This is a genomic window from Nitrospirillum goiasense, from assembly GCF_034427435.1.
GTDB lineage: Bacteria > Pseudomonadota > Alphaproteobacteria > Azospirillales > Azospirillaceae > Nitrospirillum.
Window position 1 is genome coordinate 369,738 of sequence record NZ_JAXQNP010000004.1, and the last position, 12,389, is coordinate 382,126.

A 12,389-nucleotide genomic window follows, 5' to 3' on the forward strand; every position below is an offset into this window, starting at 1 on the left:
GTATCGGTCCACGCCCGGTCACGACAGCGGCAGGGCGTAGAGATAGCCGACGTTGCGGATCGTCTTGATGGGCTGGTCCGCATCGTCGGTGACGGCGTCCAGCTTGCGCCGGACCTTGCTGACCAGCGTGTCGACGTTGCGGTCGGCGCCGGCCGCCTGGTGCCGGCCGAAGGCGGCCGTGGAAAGCTCATCGCGGGGAATGATGCGACCCGCGTTGCGCAGCATATGCTCCAGCAGGCTGAATTCAGCGGAGGTCAGGTCCAGGCGGATTTCTCCGCGCCAGGCGGTGCGGGCGGTCGGGTTCAGGCGCACATCCCCCACCTGCAGGTCGGCGGCCACCTTGGCGGTGCCGCCGTTCACGCGGCGCAGCACGGCGCGGATGCGGCCCACCAGCTCCCGCGGGTTCACCGGCTTCGGCACATAATCGTCCGCGCCGATTTCAAAGCCGACGATGCGGTCCACATCGTCATCCCGGGCCGTCAGCATGATCACGGGCACGTCGGACCGCTGGCGCAGGCGCTTCAGCACATCGAAGCCGGACAGGCGGGGCAGCATGACGTCCAGCACGATGAGATCCTGGCCCTCGGGCGCATGGTCGAAACAGGCGGCACCGTCATGGGCCAGGTCGACGGCGAAGCCGTCTTGCTCAAGATATTCGCGCAGCATCTCCGCCAGCGCGACATCGTCGTCAACAATCAGTATGCGATCCATGCCCACTTATCGGCGACCAGGGTTATCGGCACACGGCGGGCCGAAGTCGATGGCGGGCCGCCGCGCTTGGGGCGCGGGCGGCGCCAGCCCTCGCCTGAACCAGGTCAGGCCTTGATGTTGAGCAGCTTGCCCCGGTCGTTGTCGACCGAGCCCGTGTCGACATCGCCGTCGCCATCGCGGTCCAGCGTGGCCGGCTGCTGCGGGGCGGTCTGGGTCGACTGGGTGGCCGCGCTGTCGCTCGCCGCGGCGGGGGCGGCGGGACGGTACAGCGAGGAAACGGAACTGGCGTAACCGCCGATGGAAGAAATGCTCATGATAAATGCTCCGGAAAACAGGGATCGGTTCGGTCGCGTTTTTGCTTCGATCCCAGTATATCCCCGGGGCCATGATTCCATTTATGTAGTTTTGTCGAGTCCTGCGGAATTGCCCTTCCGCCGGCGCATCTTGTCATGCCGCCGGCAAAGAGGCCGGCGACAGGGGGGCCGTCCGGTACAGCGTCACCTTGATGCCGCCGTGCAGCACGGGGGCGGCGGTCGGCAGGAAGGGCAGGTCGGTCACCTTGGCCAGTGCCGGCTCATTGGTGATGATGCCGGCGCGCCAGCCCGCGAACCGCTCCCGCAGCACCTTGCCCAGGGCGCCATACAGGGCATAGAGCTGCTTGGTGTCGCCGATGCGCCCGCCGTAGGGGGGATTGACGATCACCAGGCCCGGTGGCCCGTCCGGCGCCATCAGGTCGCTGATGGCATGGTGGCGGAACTGGACGCGGTCTGCCACCCCGGCCCGTGTCGCGTTTTCCTGGCTCATTTTCACGGCGCCGGCATCGCGGTCGCTGCCGTGGAAGCGGATGGCGGTCGCCGGCACCGCCTCCGCCGGCGGTGTCGCCTTGAGCGCGGACCAGGCGGCCGCGTCGAAGCTGGCCAGCTTCTCGAACGCGAAGGCGCGGCCGCGCCCCGGCTTCAGCCCGGCGGCGATCTCCGCCGCCTCGATCACGAAGGTGCCGGACCCGCACATGGGGTCCACCACGGGTTCCTGGCCGTCATAGCCGCATTGGCGCAGGAACAGGGCCGCCATGGTTTCCCGCATCGGCGCCTTGTTGACCGCCTCCTTATAACCGCGCTTGTGCAAGGCCTCGCCGGAGGTGTCGATGCTCAGGGTGCAGAGGTCGTCATCGATGCGGGCCTTGATGACGATGTCGGCATCGTCCGCGATGGTGGCGCCCAATTCCTCGGCGATGGCGCGGGTGATGCGTTCCGCCGCGGCCCCGGCGTGATAGATGCGCGACTTGGTGCAACTCGCCTCCACCCGCACCGGCACGTCGGCGCGCAGGAAGTCCGCCCAGGGGAAGCGGCGGGCGCGCTTGTCTAGTTGCGCCAGGTGCAGGGCGCGGAAGGCGCCAATGCGCACCAGCACGCGCGTGGCGCCCCGCAGCTCCAGGTTGGCGCGCCACACCTCCCGCCACCCGCCCCGGGTGCTGACGCCGCCCTTGCCCGCCTGCAAACCGGTGAAACCGGCCGCCTGCATCTCCGCGCACAGCGCGGATTCCAGGCCGGGGGTGGTCACCACATAGATGTCGAATTCAGTCGTATCGTCCATGGCGCCTTGATATCGCGCCGCCGGGAGCCCGGCGAGGGCTTTCTCGCCCATGGCTCCCATGAGGGGGCTCCCATGACGGGTGGCGCTCAGGCACTGCGCGGAGGGGGGAGCGCGGTGACCGACCCATCGGCGCCCGCGCGCCAGGCCCGGCACTCGGGGAACCGGGCCAGGACGCGGGCCCCCGCTGACGTGACGCTGAGCGCGGTGGACAGCGCGTCGGCCACGGTGGCCGTGGGCGCGCTGACACTGACGCTGAACCGGGGATCGCTGCACCGCCCGGTGGCGGGGGCGAACAGGTGGTTGAAGCGGCCCGTCGGCTCAAACGGCGTACCGTAGGCGCCGGAGGTGGACAGCGCCCGGTCCCGCAGCGGTAGGGTCATCAGCGTGCGGTCATCGTTCCCCGGTGCCTTGATGCCGGCCGTCCAGGGGCGTCCACTGGGGTGCGTGCCCACCGCCCGTATCTCCCCCATGTCCACCAGCGTATGGGCCACGCCCCGCGCCTTCAGCAGGGCCACCACCTGATCGGTGACATAGCCCTGGGCGATGCCGTTCAAGGTCAGGGCCATGCCGGGATGATGGAGCGCCACCCGGTCAGGCTCCACCGTCACCTTGTGATACCCGACGCGGGCCAGCGCCTGGCGCACGGCGGCGTCCGGTGGGCCGGCGGGATCGGCTCCGGGCCCGCTGAAATGGCCCGCGTACAGGGTCCACAGCGGCTGCACCGTGGGGTCGAAGGCGCCGTCCGTCCGGCGGGCGATGGACAGGGCCTCGGCCAGCAGGGCCACCAGTTCCGCTGGCGGGTCGGCCAGCACGCCGTCACGGTTCAGGCGGCTCAGGGCGCTGTCCGGGCGGTACAGGCTGAAGATGGCTTCCAGCCGCGCCACCTCCGCCAGGCTGGCCTGGATCAGGGCGTCGGCCTCGGCCGGGTCCGGGTGGTTGACGACCAGATGGGCGTCCGCCCCCAGCGCCACGCCCGACCAGTGGCGCAGCGTGGGCACCTCGACGGCGGCGGCCGGGCGCAAGCCCAACAGAGGCAGGTCCAGCAGGGGCAGGCCGGCGGCTGCGGCCAGCAGGGTCAGGGCGCGGCGGCGCGTGGGGGTGTTCATGACGCGCCGCCGGCCGTGCGCCCGGCCGTTTCCTGCCCGGCCGGGCCCCGATCGTCCTCTTCGAACACCTGGTCCTTGCGGATATCGGCATACCGCACCACGGTGCCGTCGTGCGCCTGGGCGAAGGCCCGCGCGCCGGCCTCGGTGCCGAAGGGGAACAGTTCGACGCCGCCCATGGCCCCATGCTCCCCACTGCCCACCACGTAGAAGGCGGCGCGGGCGTCGATCCAACTGCCCGCCGGCGGGTGGTGCTGGTCGTTCAGCTTGTCCATGTCCGTGACATAGATGGCGGCGATGTCCTTGGGCTCCTCCGGCAGCAGGGTATAGGCCACCGTGTCGCGGACGGAGGCGAACCACACCGGCATGGGGTCGCCCTTCAGCAGCACCTGCCCCTTGGGGCCGCCGTGCTCCGTCACCGCCATGTTGCAGAAATGGGCGAGGTCGGTGTCGGTCAGGGTGTGCGGTGCCGGGATGGCCGCGACCTCCGCCTTGGGTTTGCAGCCGCCGACGGCCAGGATGGCCAGCACGGCGAACAGGTAAGGGGCGCGCATCAGATTTGCCTCCGGGAAAAGATAAGGGCCGCCGCCGCCAGGGGCAGGGCGGTCCAGCCGGCCAGAACGGCGAGAAGGGTGACGGGGCCCAGGTGGATCTGGCCCGCGATGCCGGCCATGCCGGCGAATTGGCTGACCTGGGCGGTGCCGGTCAGGTTGAACAGGCGGAAGGCGTCGGCCGGGTTGGCCAGCATGAGCCAGTTCAGCAGGCCCACGGTGACGGTTTTGCCCTGGTCCGCCACCAGGACGCCCAGCAGGGCCATGTCGAACACCAGCACGAACACCAGCCACAGGCCGATGGCGATGCCGCCGGCCGCCCCCCGGTCGCGCACCAGGGCGCTGACCAGATAGCCCAGGGCGATGAACACCGCGCCCAGCAGGATGCTGGACCCCAGCAACCCGGCGAAGGCGCGCCACCCCTCCGGCCCGGTGTCGGCGCCGGTCAGGGCAAGCGCCACGCCCGCCGCGCCATAGCCCACCAGGGTGGCGAAGGCCAGCAGGGCCAGATGCCCCAGGAACTTGCCCACCACCACCTGCCCGCGGGAGACGGGGTAGGACAGCAGCAGGCTCATGGTGCCGCGGTCGACCTCGCCCACGATGGCGTCGAAGGACAGCAGCAGGGCGATCAGCGGCACCAGGAAGATGGTCAGGCTGGACAGGCTGACCACCACCACGTCCAGGGCGCCCGCCCCGACGGTGCCGGTGGGCACGCTGCCCAGGAAGGTGAGGCTGAGCGCCAGGGTGGCCATCAGCAGGGTGGCGGCCACGACCCAGCGGTTGCGTAAGCCGTCGCGGATTTCCTTGCCGGCGAGAATAAGGGGGATGTTCATGCGGCCTGCTCCTGTCGCAGGAAATGGGCGTAAAGCTCGTCCAGGCTGGGCTCCACCACCGAGAGGTCGGCCAGCGGCAGGCTGGTCAAGCGGCGCAGCACCGCCACCTTGTCGCCGCCGGCGCACAGGCATTCCACCGCTTGGCCATCGGCTGAGACTTGGCCCAGCCCACCCAACGCGTCCGCCACGGCCCCCACCGGCGCCCCGCTGGCCCGGATGCGCACCGGCAGATCGGCCAGGTGGCGTAGGCCGGCCAGGGTGCCGTCGGCGATCTTCACCCCCCGGTTCATGACGATGATGCGGTCGGTCTGACCCTCCAGCTCCGTCAGCGCGTGCGAGGACAACAGGACGGTCACGCCCGCCCGACGCAGTTCCTGGACGATCTCGTAGAACACCTGGCGCAGGGCCGGGTCCAGGCCGGTGGTCGGCTCATCCAGGAACAGCACCTTGGGCTGCCCCAGCAGCGCCTGGGCCAGGCCCAAACGTTGGCGCATGCCTTTGGAATAGGTGCCGACGCGCCGCCGCGCCGCCTCCGCCTCCAGCCCCACGCGGGCCAGCAGCCCGGCGTTGCCGGCGCGGCCCACGCCCTTCAGGCGGGCGTAGAAGTCCAGCGTCTCCCGCCCGGTGAGGGAGGGATGGAAGGCCAGGTTCTCCGGCAGATAGCCCACGGCCCGGCGCAAGCGGGCGGCATGCGCCCCGGCCGGATCCTCCCCCAGCAGGCGGACGCCGCCCCGGCTGGGCCGGATCAAGCCCAGCATCAGCTTGATCAGCGTGCTCTTGCCGGCACCGTTATGGCCCACCAGGGCCACGCACTGGCCCGGGTCCAGATGCAGGCTGACCTCGGTCAAGGCGGCGCGGGCGCCGTAAATCTTGCTGACCTGGTTGATGGTCACGGAGGGGGTGACGGGGGGGGTGACGGGGGTGCTCATGGCTGCGAACTCGCCGTGGCTAGGGGGGCGTTGGCGTCCACCGGCGCGTCGCCGGTCATCGGCGGTGACGTCATTGGCGGTGACGTCATCGGGGGTGGCTTCATCAGGGGCGCGCTGTCGATGACCCCGCCCGGGTGCAGGGCGGGGAACTGGGCCTGGGCCCAGCGGATCACCTGGATGGCCGGGCTGTTCAGCAGCAGCTTGGCGGCCGGGAAGCGCCAGACCACGCGGTCCACCAGGTCGTTGGGGCGGTAGGCTTCGTCCGCGATGCCGTCGCCGTTCAGGTCGAAGGCGGGGTTGTCGCTCCAGTAATTTCCGCGCCCATGGTCGGACCAGTCCAGCGAGCGGGTGCCGACATACATGACCTGGGTCCGGTTGCCGATGAAGGCGTTGCCGGTCAGGGTGTTGCGCTCCGCCCCGGCGGTGAAGTGGATGCCGATGTCACACCCCTCGAACCGGTTGCCGGCGATGCGGTTCTTGTTGGCGTTGTAGACGAAGACGCACTTGGCCGTGCCGGTGCGGAAGCCGCCTTCCGTCCCGGCGACGCGGGGCATCATGGCGCCGTCACCACCGTCATCCCCCATGGCCTGGCCCGGCCGCGTCCGGCGGAATCGGCCCTCCACCCGGTTGCCCGTGATGGTGGAGGCGTTGGCGTAGTTCAGCAGCAGGCCATAGTCGCGGTCGCCCGCCGACTGGTTGTCGCGCACCTCCAGGCGGTCGGAGAACATGAGGGCGAAACCGATGTCGTTGCCCACCGACACGTTGCCCAGAACGCGGCTGTCGTTGGTGTACATGTAGTGGATGGCGAAGCGGACGCCCTCCATGCGGTTGCCCTGGAACAGGTCCTGCCGGCTGGCGTTGGCGAAGATGCCGTCGCGCCCGCCGGTGATGCGGTTGGCGATGATGCGGGCGCCCGGGGCGTTCCATACCGTGACGCCGTTGCCGCGCTGGCTCATGGGCAGGTCGGTGCGGCCGGCGATGTCATTGTCCTCGACCGTGGCGTCGCGCGGGCCCTGGACGTAAACGCCGTAAAGGTTGCCCGTCACACGGTTGCCCACCACCCGCGCGCCGGCGGCCGTTGGCATCAGCAGCAGCCCTGAATCCATGGCGTGCTGCTCGGCGCCGGAGCCTTTCAGCGTCAGCCCCGTGACCGTGACATTGGGCGCCGTCACGGTCAGGGCGCTGCCGGCGCCGCCGGCGTCGATGACGGCGGCGTGGCCCGGCGGCCCCTCCACGGTCAGGGGCTTGTCGATGGTGACACCACCCTGATGGAGGCCCGGCGCCAGGCGCAGGACATCCCCCGGGGCGGCGGCCGCCACCGCGCGGGCCAGCCCGTCCCCGCCGGCGGGCACCTCCCGCACGGCGGCGCGCGCGGGTGGGGCCCAGGGGCAAGCCCCCAGACAGGTCAGGGACAGGGACAGCAAGGCGGTGGCGGTCCTGCGCATGGCGTCAGGCCTTGGCCGGGTGGACCAGCATGCGGCCCACCATTTCCATGTGCAGGGCATGGCAGAACCACTGGCAGTAATACCAGTGCACGCCCGGCCGGTCGGCGGTGAAGGTGACGGACGCCGTCGCCTGCGGCCCGATCTCCATGGCGATGCCGTGGCCGGACAGGGTGAAGCCATGGGTCAGGTCGTCGACATCGTCCATGTTGGTGATGAAGACGGTGACCTCGTCCCCCTGGTTCACTTCGAACTTGTCCAGGCTGTAGGCCGGCGCCACGGAATACATGTAGACGCGGACCTTCTTGCCGTCGCGGACGACGTTGGCGGCGGACTCCAGTTCCACCCCGTCCTTCTTGGCCCACTGCCGCGCCTCTTCCCACATCGGGTCGTCGCGCTTGTAGACGCTGATGGGGTTCACCTTGGACCGGTGGACGATCATGGCGTCGTGCGGTTCGGCGAAGCTGGGGCCGTCATGGACCACCGCCATCTTGTCACCGGAGATGTCGATCAACTGGTCGTTCTCGGGTTTCAGCGGGCCGACGTTCAGGAAACGGTCCTTGGAGAATTTGTTCAGCGACATCAGCCACTTGCCGTCCGCCTCCTTGGTCTCGCCCATGGAGGAGTGGTTGTGGCCCGGCTGGTACTGCACATCCAGCTTCTGGATGATGGGGTCGACCTTCTCGCCCTTGAAGGCGCGCTTGGCCTTTTCCAGGTCCCACTTCACCAGCTGGCTGTCCAGGAAGACGGTGGTGTAGGCGTTGCCCCGGCCGTCGAAGGCGGTATGCAGGGGCCCCAGGCCCACCTGCGGCTCCGCCACCACCACGTCGCGCGGCTTGATCTTGTCGGCGAACAGATCGTCCAGCTTGCGCACGTCGATGACGGTGACGGTGGGCGACAGCTTGCCGTTGAAGACGACGTGGATGCCGTCCGGCGCCACGTTGCAGCCGTGGGGGTTGTTGGGTACGGGGATGTAGCGGGTGTAGCGGGAGCCGTGGCGGCCGTCGACCACCGGCACGCCGTTGATGACCTTGCAGTCGCCCTTCTTCACCGCCTCTTCGATGCGCTTGATGTCGAAGACGACAGCCCAGTCCTCCGTGCTGGCGGTCATGTCGGCCAGCGTCGTGCCTTCCTCGGAGTTGTAGCAGGTGGAGAAGGCGTACTTGCCCTGGTAGTCGGCGTCGCAATTGTCCAGGTTGCCGTCGACCATGACCTGCCAGGCCACCTTCATGGCGTCGCCGTCGATGGCGGTGAAGACGCAGCCGTACTTCTTCGGCTCATCCAGCACGCTGCCGTCGTTCACCAGCGGGGCGCGGTGTTCGCTGTTGGCAAAGACATAGCCGGTGCGCGGGTACTTCTGCGGGCGCAGGCCGTGGATGTCGTGCGCGTTCGGGATCTCGATGATCTTGTCGCACTTCATGATGTCGCAACGGATGCGGGCGACGCGGGTGTTGGCCTTGTCGTTGATGAAGATGTAGCGGCCGTCGTAGGTGCCGTTGGTGAACGACATGTGCGGGTGGTGCGCGTCGCCGTTCTGGTACAGGCCGCCCCGGTTGGCCAGGAACTTCTTGGTCTCGGGCGTCAGGCCTTCGGTCAGGATCTTCTTGGACTCGTTGGTCAGGCCCCAGCCGGTGGCGGAGCAGCGGTTGAACACCGGGATGCGCATCAGCTCGCGCATCGAGGGCATGCCCAGGATCCGGATTTCACCCGACTGGCCGCCGGACGCGAAGACGTAATACTCATCCAGGTCGCCGGGCTTCACCTCGACCTTGTTCTTGGCCGCCGCCGGGGCGGCCTGGCTGGTGCCGACGCCCACCAGGGCGCCGCCGGTGCCCACGGCACCCACCGCGGCGGCGGCCAGCGCCGCCTTGGCCGATCCACCGATCAGCCCACGGCGGCTGAGGCCCGGCGATGCTTCGACGTTGCTGTTGGCGACGGCCGGGACTGTGTTCGGGTCTTCGTTCGACATCTCGCGTCTTCTCTGTTGGGTGGTCTGGAAATCGGGGGGTGGAAAGGTCACTCCGCCGGCGTGCCGCTCTTGAGTGTCGCTTGCGGCGCGGCTTTGGGCGGGGCGGGGGGAAGGGGGCCGGGGGTGGCCATGCCGGCCTGGCGCTCGCGCTTCAGGCGGCGCTGGATCATCACCGGGCATTTCTGGTCGTGGTGGTACAGCAGCTGGCAGTGCAGGCACTGGATGCATTCGTTGGGATTGATGTGCCCCTCGGGATGGATGGCCTGTACCGGGCATTCGTTGCTGCAGCGCTGGCAGGGGTTGCCGCATTCGCGGTAGCGGCGCAGCCAGTCGAACATGCGCAGCCGGGCGGGGATGGCCAGCGCCGCCCCCAGCGGACACAGGTAGCGGCAGAAGAAGCGCTCGATGAACAGGTTGGCCAGCAGCAGGGCCACGGCGAAGACCACGAAGGGCCAGGACCGCCAGAAGATCAGCACGATGGCCGTCTTGAACGGCTCCACCTCCGCCGCCTTTTCCGCCATGGCCAGCTCGTTCAGCGACAGGCCGAACAGGATCAGGAAGATGACGTACTTGATGGGCCACAGGCGCTGATGGACGCTGAACGGCACCTTGATTTGGCGGACCTTGAAGCGCTTGGCCAGGCGGTTGGTCAGTTCCTGCAGCGCGCCGAAGGGGCACAGCCAGCCGCAGAAGGCGCCCCGGCCCCAGAACAGCAGGGACGCGGCCACCGCGAACCACAGCACGAACAGCAGCGGCTCCATCAGGAAGTAATCCCAGCTGAAGTCGGTGCGCAGGGCGTTGAAGAAGGTCAGGACGTTGACCACGGACAGCTGCGCATGCTTCCACCAGCCCAGCCACAGCAGCGTGGTCGCCAGCACGCCCAGACGCACCCGGTCGTACAGGACCGGCCGGCGGACCAGTTCATGCTGGAAGAAGAAGATGCCCGTGACGGCGGCCAGCAGCACGGCCAGCAACGCCAGCCCCAGCCGGTCCCCGGCCCACATGCGGCGCCACAATTGGCCGCCGGCGGGGGTGTCCGCCGGGGCGGCCGCGGCCGTCGAAGGGGCGGCCGTGGCCTTGGGCGACGGCAGGCTCAGGTATTTCTGTGGCGGGGCATAATCCAGGTCGAAGGTGATGAAGGCCTTGTCCAGGGTGGCCACCTGGCGCTGCACCAGCAGGCGCAGGCGCCAGGGCTGGGCCGCGTCGAAGGTGCTGCCATCGGGGATGGTGAACAGGGCGATGTCGGGGAAGTCGGGGGCATCGCCCCCCAGGGAGCCCAGGCGGGTATGGTTGCGGTCGTGGAAGCGGATGGTGTTCTCGCCCTGGATCAGTTCGATCCGGTCGAAGATGCCGCCGCGCACATAGCCGGAGCCCTTGAAGGAATAGCGGCCCACCCCGGCGACGATGATGGCCTGCTGCCCCGGCTTCAGGCCGGAGGCCAGGCGCTGGTACCCGTCGTCGCCCAGCAGGCTGCGGCCCACCACCGGCAGGGTGGCCACGGTGGCGTAGAGGTCGATGAAGGTGTCGTCGTCGGGGCCGGTTTCCGGCCGGGCGGCGGCGGCGGGTCCGCCCGCCTCGCGAAAGGCCGTGTTGACCTGCCCCACCGGCAGCAGCAGGTGACGGATGGACCCATCGCCCAGCAGCGTGGTCCAGTCGGCGGTCCCGGCCAGGCCCATGTTGACCACCGGGCGCGCCGCGTCGGTGGTCGCCGCGTCGCGGCTCAGGCCGCCCAGGCCCAGCGTGTGCGCCACCTTGATGGCGGAGCGGACGATGGTGTCGCCGATCACCATGACGGTCACGGTGGCGCCGGACACGATGTCGACCGGCGGCTTGCCGCCCGTGTCCGCCATCATCTCCTGCACGCTGCGGCCGACATAGCCCTGGATGAAATGGTCGATCTTGGCCACGGGAATGCCGACCAGCACGATGGGTTCGTGATGGTCCACCAGCTTGGCGCCGGTGATGCGGGCGTTGGTGTCGATGCCGATGAGGATGGAGATGGGGCGGCCGGAATAGCCGGCGGCGTTGACCACATCGCTATTCAGGTAGACGTAGCCGATGACCTTGTCGCCAGCCAGCGCCGGCACGACCGCGGGTGAGCCTTGGGCCGGCCCGTAATGGTCGGCGCCGGGTACCAGGGTGCCGGGGGCCGCCTGGCCCAAGTAGTCCGCCACGTGGTTGGCGGCCGGCGCGGCCCGGGCGGGCCCCTGCCACGCCAGAAGGACGCAGGCCAGCGCCAGGGCCAGCAAGCGCGCCAGAATCGCCATTCGCCGGGGTGTGGCGGGCGTCTTGCCAGGCGCCACGCGGGCAAGCGGGGGCGCGATCGGCCGAGGCCGATGGGGTAAGGCGGGTGACGGCATTGTCGAATGCGGCTTTGGCTGGTTCTGGAACCGGTGTCGGTTCCGATTGCGGGACAGGCTTACCTGGGTAGTGAGGCCCCAGCTTTGCGCTGGGTCAAAAAGAGGCAAAAAATATGAATGTTATTTCGCGTGCGGCGCCGAATGGCCGTGCAGGCGAACCAGGCGGTCGATGGCGGCTTTCAACAACGCCTGCGCCAGTGTCACGCCCTCGGTGTCGGCCATGCGGTCCAGGGCCAGGGAATAGATGTCGACGGCCCGCTCCGCCAGGGCCGACGCGCGGGCGTCGTCCGCGTCGATGGCGGCGTTCACCTCATCCTCCACCGTGATGGCCAGAAGGCGCAGGCCCGCCGCGTCGTCGGCACTGGGCAAGGGGCCCAGGGTGCCGCGTTCCTGGTGATAGGCCTGCCGGCGGGCCCGGCGCAGGTGCGCGGCGTGGGCCAGTTCCTCCTGCGCCAGCGTCTCCGCCTGCCGCGCCACGGCCGGTGCCGCGGCATGGGCGGCGACATAGCTGTAGAAGGCGAAGGCGCGTTCCTCGTTCAGCACGGCGATGGACAGCGCCTTGTAGGGGCTGAGGGTCGTGCTGGCCTCCACCTCTTCCCAGGACCGCGCGATGTCCGGCGGCAGATGCCACCGCACCGGGGCGGACGACGGCATGTGTCCCAGGATGGCGCCGGCGCAGCCGCCCACCGCCACGACATGGCGGCTTTCCTCCACCGCCAAGTCGCGGAACAGGGCGGCCAGGTCGGGCGTGTTCCCCGGGCGCTCCGCCAACATCGTGTAGCGGCGCACCGCTTCCTCCTCCATGGCCAGCGCGATGGCCAACAACTCTTCCATGGAGGCGACGGGCGCGGCTGGTTCCTGGGACAGCAGGGGCATGACGCTTGTTCCTTGGGCGATG

11 protein-coding genes are annotated in these 12,389 nt (G+C 69.4%); all 11 read right to left on the reverse strand.

The features are described 5' to 3' along the window. Positions 1–18: 18 nt before the first annotated feature. The 11 genes from ULB03_RS23560 to ULB03_RS23610 all read right to left on the reverse strand — a co-directional run bounded on the left by ULB03_RS23560 (position 19) and on the right by ULB03_RS23610 (position 12,367). Positions 19–711, reverse strand: coding sequence for a response regulator transcription factor (locus ULB03_RS23560; RefSeq protein ID WP_322485520.1), 693 nt, complete (start codon positions 709–711; stop codon positions 19–21). Between the two features lie 104 nt (positions 712–815). Continuing rightward, the gene (locus ULB03_RS23565) at positions 816–1,025 is read right to left on the reverse strand and encodes a hypothetical protein (RefSeq protein WP_322485521.1); all 210 of its coding nucleotides are present in this window, start codon (positions 1,023–1,025) and stop codon (positions 816–818) included. Positions 1,026–1,158: 133 nt separating this feature from the next. Next, positions 1,159–2,304 (reverse strand): THUMP domain-containing class I SAM-dependent RNA methyltransferase, encoded by a 1,146-nt coding sequence (locus ULB03_RS23570; protein WP_322485522.1) that lies wholly within the window; start codon positions 2,302–2,304, stop codon positions 1,159–1,161. Positions 2,305–2,390: 86 nt separating this feature from the next. Next, the gene (locus tag ULB03_RS23575) at positions 2,391–3,410 is read right to left on the reverse strand and encodes an FAD:protein FMN transferase (RefSeq protein WP_322485523.1); all 1,020 of its coding nucleotides are present in this window, start codon (positions 3,408–3,410) and stop codon (positions 2,391–2,393) included. Next, positions 3,407–3,961, reverse strand: coding sequence for a nitrous oxide reductase accessory protein NosL (locus ULB03_RS23580; protein WP_322485524.1), 555 nt, complete (start codon positions 3,959–3,961; stop codon positions 3,407–3,409). Before ULB03_RS23580 ends, ULB03_RS23575 begins: the two co-directional genes overlap by 4 nt. Beyond that, positions 3,961–4,791 (reverse strand): ABC transporter permease, encoded by an 831-nt coding sequence (locus ULB03_RS23585; protein WP_322485525.1) that lies wholly within the window; start codon positions 4,789–4,791, stop codon positions 3,961–3,963. The genes ULB03_RS23580 and ULB03_RS23585 overlap by 1 nt, the downstream gene beginning before the upstream one ends. Next, positions 4,788–5,720: an ABC transporter ATP-binding protein gene (locus tag ULB03_RS23590; RefSeq protein WP_322485526.1), complete on the reverse strand. Its 933-nt coding sequence runs from the start codon at positions 5,718–5,720 to the stop codon at positions 4,788–4,790. The genes ULB03_RS23585 and ULB03_RS23590 overlap by 4 nt, the downstream gene beginning before the upstream one ends. Further along, positions 5,717–7,165 carry a nitrous oxide reductase family maturation protein NosD gene (locus ULB03_RS23595; protein ID WP_322485527.1) on the reverse strand — a complete coding sequence of 483 codons (1,449 nt, stop codon included), beginning with the start codon at positions 7,163–7,165 and terminating at the stop codon, positions 5,717–5,719. The genes ULB03_RS23590 and ULB03_RS23595 overlap by 4 nt, the downstream gene beginning before the upstream one ends. A 4-nt stretch (positions 7,166–7,169) precedes the next feature. Then, positions 7,170–9,131, reverse strand: a complete 1,962-nt coding sequence (gene nosZ / locus ULB03_RS23600; RefSeq protein ID WP_322485528.1) for a TAT-dependent nitrous-oxide reductase — start codon at positions 9,129–9,131, stop codon at positions 7,170–7,172. A gap of 47 nt (positions 9,132–9,178) precedes the next feature. Next, positions 9,179–11,398, reverse strand: coding sequence for a 4Fe-4S binding protein (locus ULB03_RS23605; protein ID WP_322485529.1), 2,220 nt, complete (start codon positions 11,396–11,398; stop codon positions 9,179–9,181). A 213-nt stretch (positions 11,399–11,611) separates the two neighbouring features. Then, positions 11,612–12,367, reverse strand: coding sequence for a ferritin-like domain-containing protein (locus tag ULB03_RS23610; RefSeq protein WP_322485530.1), 756 nt, complete (start codon positions 12,365–12,367; stop codon positions 11,612–11,614). Positions 12,368–12,389: the final 22 nt, after the last annotated feature.